This is a genomic window from Allokutzneria oryzae (assembly GCF_042429765.1).
GTDB lineage: Bacteria > Actinomycetota > Actinomycetes > Mycobacteriales > Pseudonocardiaceae > Allokutzneria > Allokutzneria oryzae.
The window spans coordinates 294,592-312,508 of the sequence record NZ_JBHLZU010000009.1 but is presented as its reverse complement, the minus strand read 5'-3'; the positions used below and the strand labels follow the sequence as shown (position 1 = coordinate 312,508).

Genomic DNA, 17,917 nt, shown 5'->3' with positions numbered 1-17,917 from the left:
ACGTTCCGCCGGGGGAAGGACCGACGCGATGAGGATCGCCTGCTGGCAGGCCACCGCCCGCCGCTCCGACGTGAGCGCCGCGCTCGGCGCGCTGCGGAGCCGGGCTCGCGAGGCTGCGGACGCCGGGGCGTCGTTGCTGGTCACCCCGGAGATGTCGCTGTCGGGCTACCACCTCGGCGCGCGCAGGCTGCGCGAGCTGGCCGAGCCCGCCGACGGGGCGATGTGCCGCGCGGTCTCCGAGATCGCCGCCGACACCGGGGTCGCCATCGTGCACGGCTGGCCGGAGCTGGCAGGGGAGGAGGTGTACAACTCCGTGCGGCTGGTGGATTCCACCGGCACCGAGCTGGCCGGTTACCGCAAGGCCCATCTCTTCGGCGATATCGACCGCAACGCCTTCCGTCCCGGGGAGACCGGAGTGGTGCAGGCGGAGCTCGGCGGCGTCACCGTCGGAATGATTATCTGCTACGACGTGGAATTCCCGGAGTCCGTGCGCGCGCACGCGCTCGCGGGCACCCGGGTGCTGCTAGTGCCCACCGCGCTGATGTCGCCGTGGGACTTCGTCGCGGAGACCCTCGTCCCGGCGCGGGCCTTCGAGAGCCAGCTGTTCATCGCCTACACCAACTGGGTCGGCAGCGAGCGCGAGCTCAGCTACTGCGGCCTGACCAGGGTGGTCGGGCCGGACGGGCGGGTGGTCGCCGGTCGCCGCGACGGCGAGGGCATGGTGCTGGCCGACCTGGACCTGTCGCTGGTGGACCGGGCGCGCGCGGAGACGACGTACCTGACCGACCGGCGGCCCGAGCTCTACTCCTGACCCACCGGGCGGTAACCGGGCCGGTAACCGCGCCGGGACACCCGTCCGGTGTGCACCCGGTGACACGCGGTCCTCGCATTCCCCAGTTACGCCTGCCTAGCTTTTGGGGCAGGGATTACGTATCTGCTTGGAGCGTGGACAATGCGTCGTACCTTCGAGGACTTCACCGTGGCCGTCGATATGAAGCGGCCGGATTTCCTGCGGGCCAAGGGAAATGGTCAGCGCAACCTGCTGCTGGGACGGGCGGTCGCTGAGCTCGCCGCCGATCTCCACCATCTCGACACCATTCAGCGGGTGTTCGTGGACGGTTCCCGGCGCCCGTTCATCCGGGGCGACTGGTCGGGCAGCGACGCCGACTACTCGGACTCCTCGCAGCTGCTGATCGAGGGGCAGCAGGTGATGCAGGACTGGGAGCACCCGCTGATGCGCAAGCTGGCGGAGAACGCCTGCGTCAGCGGCGGCGACGTGCTGGAGGTCGGCTTCGGCATGGGCATCTCCGCGGGCTACGTGCAGGAGTGCGGCGTGCGCTCGCACACCATCATCGAGATCAACAAGGGGGTGGCCGAGCGGTTCGAGCGGTGGCGCGGGCAGCGGCCGGACTCGGACATCCGGCTGGCGTTCGGGCCGTGGCAGGAGGTGATCGGCGACCTCGGCCAGTTCGACGGCATCCTCTACGACACCTACCCCACCAGTGAGGACGAGTTCGTCAAGACGCTGGGGCCGAAGGTGGTCACCCTGGCGGCGAACTTCTTCCCCGCCGCGGCGGCGCACCTGCGCCCCGGTGGGGTCTTCTCCTACTACACCAACGAGATCGACTCGCTCAGCCGCGCGCACCAGCGGCTGCTGCTCCAGCACTTCACCTCCTTCAAGGTGGAGCTGGTCCGCGACCTCCAGCCGCCGGCCGACTGCAACTACTGGTGGGCCGACCGGATGGCCGCGGTCACCGCCTACAAGTAGCCGGCGCGGGGGGGCAGCGGGCATGTGGGCAGAAGGCGGACAGCCACAACGCGGGAACCGGGCGGTAACCTCCAGAGTTACCGCGTGGAAGTTCTCCTGCCGTGGGTCCGGGGTGTCACGACGCGCTCGGCATTCCCGGACCCGGCGGTTAATCTCGAATCACGGCTTTGTCGGCGGACAATCCGATTGTCATTCACCTGATTTTCCGGGTCGAATTCGAGGGGAATCGCCATGGTTTCTTCGCGCGTGCAGAAGATTTCGGTAGGTGGCGTCGGCGTGCCGGTGCGCGTCAGCACGGACACCAGGTTCTCGGCGGATTCCCCCGTGCTGCTGCCGTCGATCGGTGAATACCCGGTCTACGACCCGCAGGCCTACGAGTTCATGATCGCCGACAAGCTGCGGACCGACGCCTATCGCGAGGCGGTGCGCGCGCTGGCCCCCGGCAAGGTGGTGCTGGACATCGGCACCGGCCAGGACGCGATCTGGGCGGTCACCGCGGCGCTGGCGGGCGCGAGCCGGGTCTACGCCATCGAGGTCATCCCGGAAGCGGCGCGGAAGGCCCGCGAGGCCGTCGCCAGGGCCGGGGTGGCCGACCGGGTGACGGTGCTGGAGGGGCTGTCCACGCGGATCGAGCTGCCGGAGCGGGTGGACCTGCTGGTCTCGGAGATCATCGGCACCATCGGCGGTTCGGAGGGCGCGGAGCACGTGCTCGACGACGCCCGCGAGCGCTTCCTCAAGCCGGGTGGCGACTCCATCCCGCACCGCTGCGTCACCACGGTCGCCGCGGTGGACCTGAGGTCCCTGGTGCCCAACGGTGAGCTCGCCTTCTCGCCGCTGGTCGTTCCGTACCTGGAGGAGGTCTTCGCCAGCGTCGGCAACCCGTTCGACCTGCGCCTGTGCCTGATCGGCCTTGGCCACGCGCAGTTCCTGTCCACCCAGGCCGAGGTGGAGGACCTGCGCTTCAACGACCCGCTGCCCGGCGACGGCATCGACCGGGTGCGGCTCCGGGTCACCCGCGCCGGCAAGCTGCACGGGCTGGCGCTGGGCATCCGGCTGTGGATCGCCGACGAGTCGGCCGAGCCGATCGACTCGATCGTCCAGTGGACCAACTGGTCGCCGGTGTACGTGCCGCTGTCGCGGGAGGGCGTCGACGTGGTCCAGGGGGACGAGGTCGTCCTTGAGCTCAAGCGCTCGCTCAGCGACGACGGCGTGCACCCGGACTACCAGCTGACCGGCGAGGTGCTGCGCAACGGTCTGTCCAGTGTGGACATCTCGTGGAACTCTCCGCACCACGGCAAGGAGTTCCGGGCCGCCGACGTCTACCGCTCGCTGTTTCCCGCTGCCTAGGTCGGGTCCTGCAAGTGGCAACACCACCCCACCCACCTTGGCGCCCTCACCACTCCGCTTGGCGCCCTCACCCACCCGTCCCTTCATTCGCGTTTTGTCACCTTGATGCGAAATGGGAGCGCTCTTTCGCGCATCAAGGTGACAAAACGCGAAAAACCCGGCCACGCCGGCTTGCTCACGCGGATACGGGGGCGCGGGTTCCGGGGCGCGGGGGCGGCGCGCTGCCTCGGGGGATCGGGACGACTCGCAGGACAGGACACTAGGGGGAGGGAGCGCGCCTGTCGCGGGAGAACCCGCGACAGGCGCGCGTGCGGTGGAGCTACTCGTAGCTCTCGTTGAGGGCGGCGGTGAGCTCCTCGGCGACGGAGTCGGGGTCGCGGCCCTCGATGCGGTGGCGGGGCACGAACGCCACCAGCTCGCCATCGATGAAGAAGGCGAACGAGGGCGAGGACGGGGGGATCTCGGGGAAGTAGGACCGAATCCGCGCCGTCGCCTCGATGTCCTGTTCGTCGAACACCGTGACCAGCTGTTCGGGGCGCAGGGTGGTCCGTTCCAGCGCGCGGCCGACGGCGGTCCGAGCCGTTTCGGCGGAGCGGTCGTAGTAGTTCAGCACCGCGAGCGTTCTCCCTGTCTTGGCATTCTCCATCGCAGTGTCCACGGCCTCCGGGGTCAGCAGGTCTTCGAAGCCGAGCTTGGCCAGCTCGTCGCGCATCGGCTTGACCAGCAAGGGGTTGAACGGCACAGCCACTCCTTAGACAGAGAACTCGGCCGGTGAGGTGCGTCCGATCGATCTTCGCCGTGCCTCGGCGCGCGGCGGCACCGCCATGCGGGCGGAGCGCCGTGGTGCGATCGGGTGGCCGATTTCCCCTCTCTAGAGCGAACTTCGCGCGTTCCGGTCGTTCGTGAACAGAGCTTGTCAGAGCTTGACGGGGGCGAGGGAGTCGAACACGTCACCCGGCCCGGGGTTGTCCGGATGGGTGCTCCCGCCCAGGTGGTTCAGCACGCCCCACACCGCGTTCAACGCCGTCGTCACCGCGTTCTCCGCGAAGCCCGCGACCCAGGAGATGTCGTCCCCTGCCATGAAGAACCCTTGGTGTTCCTCGGAGAACTCCGCCTGCATGAAGTGGGTGAACAGCTCGCGCTGGTAGCGGTAGTGGCCGGGGAGGCTGGACTTGAAGGCGCCCATGAAGTGCGGTTCGGTCTCCCAGGTGATGGTGACCGGTGGCGCGATGATGTGCGATCGGATGTCCACGTCGGGGTAGATCTGCTTGAGAGAGGCCAGGATCACGTCCAGGCGCTCTTCCGCGGTCAGCGTGGCGACCTTCAGCGAGTCGTCGTTCCAGGTGTAGGACAGGCACATCACGCCGGGTTTGTCGGGGCCGTCGTCGAAGAGGTAGACGCCGCGGGGCAGCCGGTCGGTGAGGGTCATGCTCATGACGTCGCGGCCGGTGGTGGGGTCGGTGTCGCGCCAGAAGGGGCGGTCGGTGAGCACGAAGAGCTTGGAGGAGCCCATGTAGTGCGTCCGCTCCACCGCGTTCCACAGCGACTGCGGGAGCAGCGCCGGGTCGCACTTGATGCGGGACAACAGGTTCCAGCTCTGGGCGGTGAACACCGCGACCGGGTACTCGTGGACCTCGCCAGCGGAGTCCTCCACGAGGTAGCCGTCGGCGGTGCGGTCGATGCGGACCGCTCCGGGGCGCGGGCCGCCGCCGTGCAACGTGGCCAGCGAGGTGCCCTCTGGCCAGTGCGCGAGGTGGTCGGGCCGGTGCTCCCACAGGCCGAGCGGGACCTGCTGGCAGCCGCCGAGGATGCGGTGGTGCTTGTCGCTCGCCTCCGTGTAGACCACGCGCAGGATGTCGAGCATCGAGTTGGTGAAGTCGGTGTCCCAGCCGCCGCAACCGAATCCGACCTGACCGAAGATCTCGCGGTGCTCGAATGAGGAGAACGCCGCCGAGGACGCGAGGAATCCGTAGAAGGACTGGTTGTCCAGCTCCGGGACCATGTGGTTCCACAGCGCCTTGATGGTCGCGACGTCGCGGCGGGCGATCGCGTCCTCCATCAGGGACATGTCCGCCTTCTCCTGCAACGCTTTCGCCCAGGCGTCGGAGACCTGCTGGTAGATCTCGGGCAAGTCCTCGGGCGTGCGCGCCCAGTGGGACTCGCCGCGCAGGTTGACCACCGTGCTCGGCGTCGCGGGCGAGAGCGGGTTGGGGAACGGCTTGGTCTTCAGCCCCAGCTTGTTGACGTAGTGGAACAGCGTCGCCGAGGGCGGGAAGCGCATCGCGCCCATCTCCGCCTTGCACTCGGGGTGTCCCTCGAAGCTCACCGAGCGCATCCGCCCGCCCAGCTGGTCCGCTTCGTAGACCACCGGGCGCAGGCCGAGCTTCATCAGCTCGTAGGCGGTCACCAGCCCGGAGATGCCACCGCCGATCACCGCGACCTCGCTGCCGTGCGCGGACTCGGGCACCCGGCCGAGCCCGGCCGGGTGGCTCACCCAGTCGTCGTAGGCGAACGGGAAGTCGGGGCACAACACCGTGGTCGGCGTCGGCTCGTCGTGCTCGTCGGCTGCGATCGCGACCATCGGGGTACCTCCTCGGAGCCGTCGCCGGAGTCGGCAGCGGGCGTGACACAACACCTGGTGAAATCCGATGCGGCGATTGACAACGTAAATCTCGTGTCCCGCCATTGTGTAGGACCGGTGTTCCGCGCCTCGCCCATCAGCGGGAAACTCCGGCTCCGGCGAGCAGGGAATTCGTCGCGATCAGTAGGCGTATGACCAGTGCTCAACCGGGCCAGCAGGCTCTAGACTACGGGCGCTGACCTGCGGGGATGGGGGGTGCGTTACTGGTCAGTGGGTCCGTGGTGGAGGTCCGACCCCTTAGGCGCCTTCGCGCCCCGCAGGTAGGTTGAGAACGCATTCCGCACTTGTCAGTGGATAAAGAACATGGCGTGCGGTTTCGAGTTCACGGTTGTTTATCACCCGCCGGAGTAGTTGTGGAGTGCGCTGATGAGCGAGTTCGATGACCTCCGTCCGGCCGCCGGGGACGGCACGGCGCTTGCCGCCCGGCTGGCCGGACTGAGCCCCGCCGAGGCGGCCAGGTCGGTGCTCGACCTGGTCCGGTCGACCACCGCCGAGGTGCTCCGCGACATGGTGCCGGGTGCTCCCGCCGTGGTGGGGGAGAAGCGGCCGTTCCTCGAACTCGGATTCGACTCCATGGCCGTCGTCGAGCTGCACGCGCGCCTGGTCGCCGCGACCGGGCTCGACCTGCCGGTGACCGTTGTCTACGACTACCCGACTCCCGGCGCGCTCGCCAAGCACCTGCACGCCGGTGGTGAGCAGGTCGAGCTCGCGCCGCAGCGCTCGGCCGGGGTCGGTGAGGACGACATCGCCATCGTTGGCATCGGTTGCCGTTTCCCCGGTGGGGCAACGTCTCCTGAGGAGCTGTGGCGGCTGGTGGAGTCCGGGGCCGACGCGATCACCGGGTTCCCGACCGACCGCGGCTGGGACGTGGACGGGCTCTACGACCCGGACCCCGACAAGCCCGGCAAGACCTACGCGCGCGACGGCGGCTTCCTGCACAGCGCCGGTCAGTTCGACGCCGAGTTCTTCGGGATCTCGCCGCGCGAGGCCACCGCCATGGACCCGCAGCAGCGCTTGGTGCTCGAAGCGTCATGGGAGGCGCTTGAGCGCGCGGGCATCGACCCGAACACCCTGCGCGGCAGCCGTTCCGGCGTGTTCGTCGGTGTGGAGCCCCAGGAGTACGGACCCCGCCTCTTCGAAGCCCCTGAAGGTTTCGAGGGCCACCTGATGACCGGCAACGCGCCCAGCGTCGTGTCCGGGCGCATCGCCTACCTCTTCGGGCTCGAAGGCCCCACGTTCACCGTGGACACCGCCTGCTCCGGTTCGCTGGTCGCGCTGCACGTCGCCGCCAACTCGCTGCGCACGGGGGAGTGCGACCTCGCGCTCGCCGGTGGTGTCGCGGTCATGGGCAGCCCCGGCACCTTCACCGCGTTCTCCCGCCAGCGCGGCTTGTCGCAGGACGGGCGCTGCAAGTCCTTCGCTGCCGCCGCGGACGGGACCGGGTGGGGCGAGGGCGTCGGAATCCTCGTGGTGGAAAGGCTTTCCGACGCCGTCCGCAACGGACACCAGGTGCTGGCCATCGTTCGCGGCTCCGCCATCAACTCCGACGGCGCGTCCAACGGCTTGACCGCTCCGAACGGACCGTCGCAGCAGCGTGTCATCCGTCAGGCTCTCGCCAACGCTGGTTTGTCCACTTCGGACGTTGACGCGGTTGAGGCGCACGGAACGGGTACTCGGCTGGGCGACCCGATCGAGGCGCAGGCGCTGCTGGCGACCTACGGCCAGGGGCGCGAGGACGGGCGTCCGCTGTGGCTGGGCTCGATCAAGTCGAACATCGGCCACGCGCAGGCCGCCGCCGGCGCCGCCGGTGTGATCAAGATGATCATGGCCATCCGGCACGGGGTGCTGCCAAGGTCGCTCAACATCGACGAGCCGACCCCGCACGTGGACTGGTCCGCAGGGGACGTCGAGCTGCTCACCGAGGCCCGGCCGTGGCCCGAGGTCGGCCGCCCGCGCCGTGCGGGCGTGTCGTCCTTCGGCATCTCGGGCACCAACGCGCACGTGATCATCGAGCAGCCGCCCGTCGTCGAGATGGAGCGGGTGGCCGAGGAGGACGGTGCGCTGCGCGCCCGGATCACCCCGGTGCCGTGGGTGCTCTCCGGCAAGACCGCGGAGGCCCTGCGCTCGCAGGCGGAGCGGCTCAAGTCCTTCGTGGAGGCCAACCTCCAGCTCAGCCCCGCCGACATCGGTCTGTCGCTGGCCACCACCCGCGCCGCGCTCGACCACCGCGCCGCCGTGGTCGGCACCGGTCGCGACGAGCTGCTCGCCGGGCTGTCCGCGCTCGCCGATGGCACGTCCACCGCTGTTCGGGGGCAGGTGTCCGCAGGCCAGCTCGCCTTCCTGTTCACCGGGCAGGGTTCGCAGCGGTGGGCGATGGGGCTCGACCTCTACGAGCGGTTCCCGGTCTTCGCCGACGCCATCGACGACGCGTGCGGCTACCTCGACATCCAGCTCGATGTGCCTTTGCTCGACGTGCTTTTCTCGGAGGAGGGGTCCGAGGAAGCCGAGCTGCTCAACCAGACCGCGTACGCGCAGCCCGCGTTGTTCGCGATCGAGGTCGCGCTGTACCGGTTGCTGGAGTCGTGGGGCGTTCGCCCTGACTACGTCTGCGGTCATTCCATCGGTGAGATCGCCGCCGCGCACGTCGCGGGGGTGCTCAACCTGGAGGACGCCGCGACCCTTGTCGCCGCGCGCGGTCGGTTGATGCAGGCTCTGCCGGCCGGTGGGGCGATGGTGTCTTTGCGCGCTTCCGAAGAATCGCTTGCGGGTTCGAGCATCAGTATCGAGGAGGAGGCGCTCTCGCTGCTCGCCGGGCACGAGGCCGTCGCGAGCATCGCCGCGATCAACGGGCCGAACTCCGTGGTGATCTCCGGTGCGGAAGAGGTCGTCGTCGGCATCGGTGAGCAGTGGAAGGCCAAGGGCGGCAAGGCGAAGCGCCTCAACGTCAGCCACGCCTTCCACTCGCCGCTGATGGAGCCGATGCTGCGCGAGTTCGGGAACCTGGCCGAGCTGCTGACCTACTCCGCGCCGACGGTTCCCTTTGTTTCCACCGTGACCGGGCAGCTCGTCAGCGCGGAGCAGCTGTGCTCCGCCGAGTACTGGGTCACGCACGTCAGTGCGGCCGTGCGGTTCTGCGACGGCGTGCGCGCGCTGGAGGCCGCCGGGGTCACCACGTACCTGGAGCTCGGCCCGGACGGCGTGCTGACCGCGATGGCCCAGGACTGCGTGACGGCAGAGGCCGACGTGGTGTTCCGGCCGACCCTGCGCCGTGACCGGCCGGAGGAGCCGGAGGTGCTGGCCGCGCTCGCCCAGGCGCACGTGCGGGGCGTCGAGGTGGACTGGGCGGCGTTCTTCCCGGCCGACGCACGTCGCGTCGACCTGCCGACCTACGCCTTCCAGCACCAGCACTTCTGGCTCCAGGGCTCGGCGTCGACCGGTGATCTCGCGTCGCTGGGCATCGGCTCCGCCGACCACCCGCTGCTGGGCGCGGCGGTGCCGCTGGTCGACGTCGACGGTTACGTGCTGACCGGTCGGCTGTCCGTCTCTACCCACCCGTGGTTGGCCGATCACGTCGTGCTGGACCGGGTCGTGGTGCCGGGCACCGCGCTGGTCGAGCTGGCCGTGCGCGCCGCCGACGAGGCCGGGTGCGAGCAGGTGGAGGAGCTGACGCTCCAGGCCCCGCTGGTGCTGCCGGAGTCCGGCTCGGTGCAGGTCCAGCTGTGGGTGGGCCCGCCGGACGTCACCGGCAGGCGCGCGCTGAGCATCCACTCGCGGCCGAAGGACGCTCCACAGTGGACGCAGCACGCGTCCGGGACTCTGGCCGCGGAGGCGGCGTCGCCGTCGTTCGCGCCGTCGCAGTGGCCTCCCGCCGGTGCCAGGGCCGTGTCGCTCGAAGGGGTCTACGAGGAGCTGGCCGCGACCGGGCTGATCTACGGCCCGTTGTTCCAGGGGCTGCGCGCCGCGTGGGCCCAGGGCAACGACGTCTTCGCGGAAGTCGTTCTGCCGGAGGGCATCGAGGACGCTGCTGGGGACTTCGGGCTGCACCCGGCGCTTTTGGACGCGTCGCTGCACGCGATGGGCCTTGGTGGGGTCGGCAAGGACAACGGCCAGGCACGGCTGCCGTTCGCGTGGTCTGGTGTGTCGCTGCACGCCACTGGCGCGACCGCGTTGCGGATCAAGCTGACCGCCAAGGGCGCCGACGAGATCTCGCTGCACGCCGTCGATGCCACGGGCGCTCCGGTGATCACCGTTGAGTCGCTGGTGTCGCGCGCGGTCTCCGCTGACCAGTTGAAGGCGGCCGACCAGGACCCGCTCTACCGCGTGGACTGGATTCCGGTCGCTCTGGGCGAATCCGTGGAGTGGGTCTCCTACGACGAGGTCGGTGACCAGGCTCCGGCTGTTGTGGTGCTGCCCGTTCCGTTGGAGGACAGCGACGTCGTCGCCAACGTGCACGCGGTGACCAACAGCGTTCTGGTTGCTGTGCAGGAGTTCCTGGCGGATGAGAAGTTCGCCGACTCGAAGCTCGTCGTGGTGACCAACGGGGCTGCTGGTCCCGATGTGACCGACCTCGGTTCTTCCGCTGTGTGGGGCCTGTTGCGGTCGGCGCAGTCGGAGAACCCGGACCGGTTCGTTCTCGTCGACGGGCCGCTTGAGCAGGTCGGCGTCGCGGTGGGAACCGGTGAGCCGCAGGTGGTTGTGCGCGATGGCTCGCTGTACGCGCCGCGACTGCTGCGGACGCCGTCCGAAGGCGAGGCGTGGCAGCCGGCCGCCGGAGGCACCGTGCTGGTGACCGGTGGCACGGGTGGCCTGGGAGCGTTGCTGGCCAAGCACTTGGTGGCCAGTCACGGTGTGACCAACCTGGTGCTGACCAGCCGTCGCGGCGGCGGAGCGCCTGGCGTCGCGGACCTCAAGGCGGAGCTTGTCGCACTCGGTGCGAACGTCACCATTGCCGCGTGCGATGTGGCCGACCGCGACGCACTGGCCGCCGTGCTGCGCGCGGTTCCCGGTGACAAGCCGCTCGTGGGCGTTGTGCACGCCGCTGGTGTGCTCGAAGACGGGCTGATCACGTCGCTGACCGCTGAGCAGGTCTCGAAGGTGTTGCGCCCCAAGGTGGACGCCGCGTGGAACCTGCATGAGCTGACCAAGGACCTCGACCTCTCGCTGTTCGTGTTGTTCTCGTCGACGGCCGGTCTGTTCGAGGGTGCGGGACAGGGCAACTACGCCGCCGCGAACTCGTTCCTCGACGCGCTCGCGGTGCACCGGCGCGCACAGGGGCTTGCCGCCCAGTCGCTGGTGTGGGGCCTGTGGGCCTCGGGCATGGGTGGCCAGCTCGCACGGTCCGATGTGGACCGCGCAGCGCGGCAGGGCTTCGCCGCGCTCTCCGAGGCTGACGGTCTCGCCCTGTTCGACGCCGCCGTGGCCGCAGGCCGCGACGTCACCGTCACGGTGAAGCTCGACACCTCGGCGCTCCAGGCGCACGCCCGCACCGCCACGATCCCGTCGCTGCTGCGCGGGCTGGTGCGGACCTCCTCGCGCCGCGTCGCGCAGGCCGGTGACGGCGGTGCCTCTCCGCTGGCGCAGCGGCTTGCCGGGCTCTCCGAAGCTGATCAGGACCGTGCGCTGCTGGACATCGTGCGCACCCAGGTCGCGGCTGTGCTGGGGCACGCCACGACGGACGCCATCGAACCGGATCGCGCGTTCACCGATCTCGGCTTCGACTCGCTGACTGCGGTGGAGCTGCGCAACCGGCTCAACAGCGCCAGCGGGCTGCGGCTCCCGGCGACGCTGGTTTTCGACTACCCCGCGCCCGCCGCTTTGGCCGCGTTCATCCGCTCCGAGCTGCTCGGCGCGGACGTGGAGACCGCCGCGCCGGTCACCGCCGCCGTGGGCCTGGACGAGCCGATCGCGATCGTGGGCATGGCGTGCCGGTACCCGGGCGGCGTGAACTCGCCGGAGGACCTGTGGAACCTGGTCGCCACCGGGACCGACGGCATCTCCGGCTTCCCGGTGAACCGTGGGTGGGACCTGGACACGCTGTTCCACCCGGACCCCGACCACCGCGGTACCTCGTACGCCTCCGAGGGCGGCTTCCTGCACGACGCGGACGCCTTCGACGCGGAGTTCTTCGGGATCTCCCCGCGTGAAGCCATCGCGATGGACTCGCAGCAGCGGCTGCTGCTGGAGGTCTCGTGGGAGTCGCTGGAGCGCGCGGGTGTTGACCCGGCTTCGCTGAAGGGCAGCAACACCGGTGTCTTCGCCGGGATCATGTACTACGACTACGCGCACGGCCTCAGCTCGATTCCCGAAGAGGTCGAGGGCTACGTGGGGACCGGGACCTCGGCGAGCGTGCTCTCCGGCCGCGTCGCCTACACGTTCGGGCTCGAAGGCCCGGCGGTCACCGTGGACACCGCGTGCTCGTCGTCGCTGGTCGCGATGCACCTCGCGGCACAGGCCCTGCGGTCGGGGGAGTGCTCGCTGGCGCTCGCCGGTGGTGTGACGGTCATGTCAACGCCGGAGACCTTCGTGGACTTCTCCCGTCAGCGGGGCTTGGCGGTTGACGGGCGCAGCAAGTCCTTCGCGGCCGCCGCCGACGGGACCAGCTGGTCCGAGGGCGTTGGCATGGTCGTGCTGGAGCGGCTGTCCGACGCTGTCCGAAATGGACACCAGATCCTCGCCGTGGTGCGGGGCTCCGCGGTCAACCAGGACGGCGCGTCGAACGGCTTGACCGCTCCGAACGGGCCTTCGCAGCAGCGGGTGATCCGTCAGGCGCTCGCCAACGCTGGTTTGTCCACTTCGGACGTTGACGCGGTTGAGGCGCACGGCACCGGTACTCGGCTCGGTGACCCGATCGAGGCGCAGGCGCTGCTGGCGACCTACGGTCAGGACCGGTTCGAGGACAAGCCGCTGTGGCTGGGCTCGATCAAGTCCAACATCGGTCACACCCAGGCGGCGGCGGGTGTCGCCGGTGTGATCAAGATGGTGCACGCCATGCGCAACGGCGTGCTGCCGCAGAGCCTGCACGTGGACTCGCCCACCCCGCACGTCGACTGGTCCGCCGGCGCCGTCTCCCTGCTGACGGAGTCCCTTCCCTGGCCCGCCGTGGACCGCCCCCGCCGCGCCGCCGTCTCCTCCTTCGGCATCTCCGGCACCAACGCCCACCTGATCTTGGAAGAGGGCCATTCGCGGGCTTATGGACGTGTTGAGGGCTCTGAAAAGGTCCTTAAGCCCGCGAATGGCGTTCCTTGGGTGGTGTCGGGGAAGAGTGAGGAAGGGGTGAAGGCGCAAGCGCGGAGGTTGAGGGGGTGGGTGGTTGAGAATCCCGATGTCGATGTTGCGGACATTGGGTTCTCGTTGGCCACCGCTCGGGCCAACCTCGACAGCCGTGCGGCTGTGATCGGTGCTGGTCGCGAGGAAATGCTTGCGGGGCTTGAGGTTCTCGCCGAGGGGGGTTCCGCCTCGAACATCGTGCGCGGGGCCGCGGTCGCTGGTCGGGTGGCGTTCCTGTTCACCGGTCAGGGGTCCCAGCGCCTGGGTATGGGGCGTGAGCTGTACGACGCCTCGCCGGTGTTCGCCGCCGCTTTCGACTCCGTGTGCGAGTACCTGCCGGATGTGAAGGCCGTCGTTTTCGGCGACGACGCGGACTTGCTCAACCAGACTGGGAACGCGCAGCCCGCGTTGTTCGCGATCGAGGTCGCGCTGTACCGGCTGGTCGAGTCCTGGGGCGTTCGCCCGGACTACCTGGTCGGGCACTCCATCGGCGAGTTGGCCGCCGCGCACGTCGCCGGTGTGTTCTCCCTGGAGGACGCGGCGCGGCTCGTCTCCGCCCGTGGTCGGCTGATGCAGGCGCTTCCCAGTGGTGGAGCCATGATCGCGCTCCAGGCCACCGAGGACGAGGTCACGCCGCTGCTCAACGACCTGGTCGGGATCGCCGCGATCAACGGGCCGAGCTCCGTGGTCGTCTCCGGTGACGCCGACGCGGCCGCGAGGATCGCCGAACACTTCAAGGGCGAAGGCCGCAAGACCAAGCAGCTGACGGTGTCGCACGCGTTCCACTCGGTGCTGATGGACGGGATGCTGGCGGAGTTCGGCGAGGTCGCGGCGTCGATCAGCTACTCCGCTCCGACCATCCAGCTCGTGTCCAACGTGTCCGGTTCGCTGGCGGCGGACGCCCAGGTGACCAACCCGGAGTACTGGGTTCGCCACGTGCGCGACGCGGTGCGCTTCGCCGACGGCATCGCCACGCTGGAGGCCGAGGGCGTCACCAAGTTCGTCGAGCTGGGTCCGGACGGCGTGCTCTCCGCGATGGGCGCGGACTGCGCGAGCGAGAAGGCCGTGTTCATCCCGGTGCTGCGCAAGGGGCGCGATGAGGCGGTCACGTCCGTCGCCGCGCTCGCGGAGCTGCACGCCCGTGGCGTCCCGATCGACTGGAACGCTGTCTTCCCCGGTGCTCAGCGCGTCGACCTGCCGACCTACGCCTTCCAGCACGGGCGGTACTGGCTGCGGGCCTCCGGCTCCGGCGGCGACGCCACCGGACTCGGGCTCGCCTCCGCCGAGCACCCGTTGCTCGGCGCGGCGGTGACGCTGGCCAACACCGACGGATTCCTGTTCACGGGACGGCTTTCGCTCTCCACGCACGGGTGGCTGGCCGACCACGCCGTCATGGGCCAGGTGCTCGTTCCGGGTGCCGGTCTGATCGAGCTCGCGGTGCGCGCGGCCGACGAGGCCGGATGTGGGAGCGTCGAAGAGCTGATGCTCCAAGCGCCCCTGGTGCTGCCGGAGTCCGGCGCGGTCCAGGTGCAGGTGCACGTGGGCGAGGCCGACGACGACGGCCGCCGCGGCATCAATGTGCACTCCCGCAAGCAGGACGCCATGGAGTGGACGTTGCACGCCACCGGAACGGTCGCACCGAGCGGTCCCGCTCCGGCCTTCGACTTCGCCGAGTGGCCGCCGGCCGGTGCTGAGGCCGTCTCCGTCGAAGGGCAGTACGAAGGGCTCGCCGAGACCGGGCTCGTCTACGGCCCGACCTTCCAGGGGCTGCGTGCCGCGTGGCGCAAGGGAACCGACGTCTTCGCTGAGATCTCCTTGCCAGAAGAGGGCGATGGAGCCAAGTACGGACTGCACCCGGCTCTGCTGGACGCCTCGTTGCACGCGATCGGGATCGGCGAGGACATCCCGGCCTCGCTGCCGTTCTCGTGGAGCGGTGTCACCCTGCATGCTTCCGGAGCCAGCTCGCTGCGCGTGAGGCTCGCTTCGCAGGACAACGGTGCGGTGGCGATCGAGATCGCCGACGGCACCGGTGCTCCGGTCATGACCGTGGAGTCGTTGGCGCTGCGTGAGGTATCCGCCGAGCAGCTCCAGTCCTCTTCGGACAGTGACCTGCTGTTCCGCCCCGACTGGGTTCCGGTCGCGCTGGGCGATGCCGCCGAGTGGACCGCCTACGACGAGATCGGCGACTCCGCGCCCGAGTACGCGGTGATCACTATCGCGCCGAGCACCGGTGATGTTCCCGGTGCGGCGCGTGAGGTGTCCCACCGGGTGCTCGACGTCGTGCGGAAGTGGTTGGCGGACGAGCGGTTCGAGGACTCGAAGCTCGTCGTCCGGACCACAGGTGCGATGTCGTTCCAGTCCACTGTGGAGGATCTGGCCGCGACCACCGCGTGGGGCCTGGTGCGCACCGCGCAGCAGGAGAACCAGGACCGGTTCGTCCTGGTGGACGGCGCGTCCGACGACGAGCTGTTCGCCAAGGTGCTCGGCTCCGGCGAGTCGCAGGTGGTGATCCGCGACGGAGCCGCGTACGCGCTGCGGCTGGTGCCGATGGGCAACGACCGGCTGCTGCCGCCCACGGGGACCGAGGCGTGGCGCCTGGGCATCTCCGGCAAGGGCACCCTGGACCACCTGGTGCTGGAGCCGAACCCGGAGGTGCTGGAGCCGATCGCGCCCGGCGACGTCCGGATCGCGGTCCGCGCCGCCGGGCTGAACTTCCGCGATGTGCTCACGGTGCTCGGCATGTACCCCGGTGACGCCGGGATCATCGGCAACGAGGCCGCGGGCGTGGTGCTCGAAGTCGGTTCCGAGGTCACCGACCTCAAGCCGGGCGAGAAGGTGATGGGCCTGGTGATCGGTGGTATCGCCCCGATCGCCGACGCCGACCGCCGCCTGGTGACGCGGATGCCCGACGGGTGGACCTTCGAGGAGGCGTCGGCGGTCCCGCTGGTGTTCCTCACCGCCTACTACGGCCTGTGCGACCTCGGCCGGTTGCGGGCGGGCGAGTCGGTGCTGATCCACGCCGCCGCCGGTGGTGTCGGCATGGCAGCCACGCAGATCGCCAAGCACCTGGGCGCGGAGGTCTACGGCACGGCGAGCACCGGCAAGTGGGACACCCTGCGGGCCGCCGGGCTGGACGACAGGCACATCGCGTCCTCGCGCACCCTGGACTTCGAGGACTCCTTCCGCGCGGCGACCGGGGGCCGCGGCGTCGACGTCGTGCTGGACGCGCTCGCGGGCGAGTTCGTCGACGCGTCGCTGCGGCTGGTCGCCGAGGGCGGCCGGTTCGTGGAGATGGGCAAGACCGACGTCCGCGAGCCCGTCGTGGTGGCCGCCGAGTACGACGGCGTGGAGTACCACGCGTTCGACCTGATCGACGCGGGTCCGGACCGCATCGGCGAGATGTGGGGCGAGCTGGACAAGCTCTTCGCACAGGGCGCGCTGAAGCCCCTGCCCACCAAGGCGTGGGACGTGCGCCAGGCCCCCGAGGCGTTCCGGTTCATCAGCCAGGCCAAGCACATCGGCAAGGTCGTGCTGACCCTGCCGAAGGCGATGGACCCGCACGGCACGGTGCTGATCACCGGTGGCACCGGCGGCCTCGGCGGCGTGCTGGCGCGGCACCTGGTGGCCGAGCACGGCGTGCGGCACCTGGTGCTGACCAGCCGTCGCGGGGCCGACGCGCCGGGCGCGGCGGAGCTGAACGCCGCCTTGACCGAGCTGGGCGCGACCGTGACCATCGCGGCCTGCGACGCGGCCGACCGGGACGCTGTCGCGGCGACGCTCGCGGCGATCCCGGCCCAGCACCCGCTGACCGCGGTGGTCCACACCGCGGGCGTGCTGGACGACGGGCTGCTGGCGTCGATGACCCCGGAGCGGATGGACACGGTGTTGCGGCCCAAGGTGGACGCGGCGTGGCACCTGCACGAGCTGACCCGGGACCTCGACCTGGCGCAGTTCGTGGTGTTCTCCTCGATCACCGGCCTCATGGGCACGGCCGGGCAGGCGAACTACGCCGCCGCCAACGCCTTCCTCAACGCCCTCGCCGAGCACCGGCGGGCGCTTGGCCTCGCCGCGCAGTCCCAGGCGTGGGGTCTGTGGGCGGGCGGTATGGGCGCGGGCATGACCGACGCCGACCTGGCGCGGATGGCAAGGGAGGGCTTCGGCGCGCTGACCGAGGACGAGGGCATGGCGCTGTTCGACGCCTCGCTCGCCGCAGGGGAAGCCGTTGCCGCGCCGGTGAAACTCGACCGCGCGGCGTTGCAGGCCCACGCCAGGAACAACGAGCTCCCGCAGATCCTGCACGGCCTGGTGCGCGCTCCGGCGCGGCGGGCGGCGCAGGCGGGGGAGGGCAAGGCGTCCTCGCTGACCCAGCGGCTGGCCGGGCTCACCCCGGCCGAGCAGGACGGCATCCTGCTCGACGTGGTGCGCACGCACGCCGCCGCGGTGCTCGGGCACAGCGGCGCGTCGGCCATCGACGCCGAGCAGGCGTTCACCGAGCTGGGCTTCGACTCGCTGACCTCGGTGGAGCTGCGCAACCGGCTCAGCAACGCGACCGGGGTGCGGCTGTCGGCCACCGCGGTCTTCGACTACCCGACGGCCACCGCGCTCGCCGGCCACCTGCGCCAGACCGTGGCGCCCGAGGGGACGACCGCGTTGTCGGCCGCGTCCGTGCTGGCCGAGCTGGACCGGCTGGAGGCCAGCCTGGACGCCGTCGGGGAGGACGGGGGCGGCCGGCTGTCGATCACCCTGCGGCTGGAGGAGCTGTTGTCGAAGTTCTCCTCCGCCGGTGCCCCGCCAGCGGAGACGGGGGTTGGCGACACCCTTGAGGACGCCTCGGCCGACGAGGTCGTGGACTTCCTCGAACGAGAACTCGGCATTTCCTGACCGAGCCGCGACCA

The 17,917-nt window shown here is 70.1% G+C and carries 6 protein-coding genes and 1 pseudogene; 5 read left to right on the top strand and 2 right to left on the bottom strand.

Translation table 11 applies throughout. The annotated features are described in order from the left end of the window. Positions 1-28: 28 nt before the first annotated feature. The 3 genes from ACFFQA_RS10890 to ACFFQA_RS10880 all read left to right on the top strand — a co-directional run bounded on the left by ACFFQA_RS10890 (position 29) and on the right by ACFFQA_RS10880 (position 3,115). Positions 29-811, top strand: coding sequence for a carbon-nitrogen hydrolase family protein (locus ACFFQA_RS10890; protein WP_377851637.1), 783 nt, complete (start codon positions 29-31; stop codon positions 809-811). A 141-nt stretch (positions 812-952) separates the two neighbouring features. Then, positions 953-1,768, top strand: coding sequence for a class I SAM-dependent methyltransferase (locus ACFFQA_RS10885; protein WP_377851636.1), 816 nt, complete (start codon positions 953-955; stop codon positions 1,766-1,768). Positions 1,769-1,999: 231 nt separating this feature from the next. Then, positions 2,000-3,115 carry a 50S ribosomal protein L11 methyltransferase gene (locus ACFFQA_RS10880; RefSeq protein WP_377851635.1) on the top strand — a complete coding sequence of 372 codons (1,116 nt, stop codon included), beginning with the start codon at positions 2,000-2,002 and terminating at the stop codon, positions 3,113-3,115. Positions 3,116-3,434: 319 nt separating this feature from the next. On the opposite strand, the gene ACFFQA_RS10875 is transcribed toward ACFFQA_RS10880, so the two are convergent. Both ACFFQA_RS10875 and ACFFQA_RS10870 read right to left on the bottom strand, forming a co-directional pair. Beyond that, a complete protein-coding gene (locus ACFFQA_RS10875; RefSeq protein WP_377851633.1) occupies positions 3,435-3,857 on the bottom strand; it encodes a BrxA/BrxB family bacilliredoxin in 423 nt (140 codons plus the stop codon). 174 nt (positions 3,858-4,031) lie between these two features. After that, positions 4,032-5,696, bottom strand: a complete 1,665-nt coding sequence (locus ACFFQA_RS10870; protein ID WP_377851631.1) for a flavin monoamine oxidase family protein — start codon at positions 5,694-5,696, stop codon at positions 4,032-4,034. A gap of 411 nt (positions 5,697-6,107) precedes the next feature. On the opposite strand from ACFFQA_RS10870, the pseudogene ACFFQA_RS10865 reads away from it, so the two are divergent. Both ACFFQA_RS10865 and ACFFQA_RS38085 read left to right on the top strand, forming a co-directional pair. Then, positions 6,108-17,666 (top strand): annotated as a pseudogene (locus ACFFQA_RS10865) (SDR family NAD(P)-dependent oxidoreductase); the annotation flags it as partial. Then, the gene (locus tag ACFFQA_RS38085; protein ID WP_512699653.1) at positions 17,649-17,903 is read left to right on the top strand and encodes a hypothetical protein; all 255 of its coding nucleotides are present in this window, start codon (positions 17,649-17,651) and stop codon (positions 17,901-17,903) included. The pseudogene ACFFQA_RS10865 and the gene ACFFQA_RS38085, both read left to right, overlap by 18 nt. Positions 17,904-17,917: the final 14 nt, after the last annotated feature.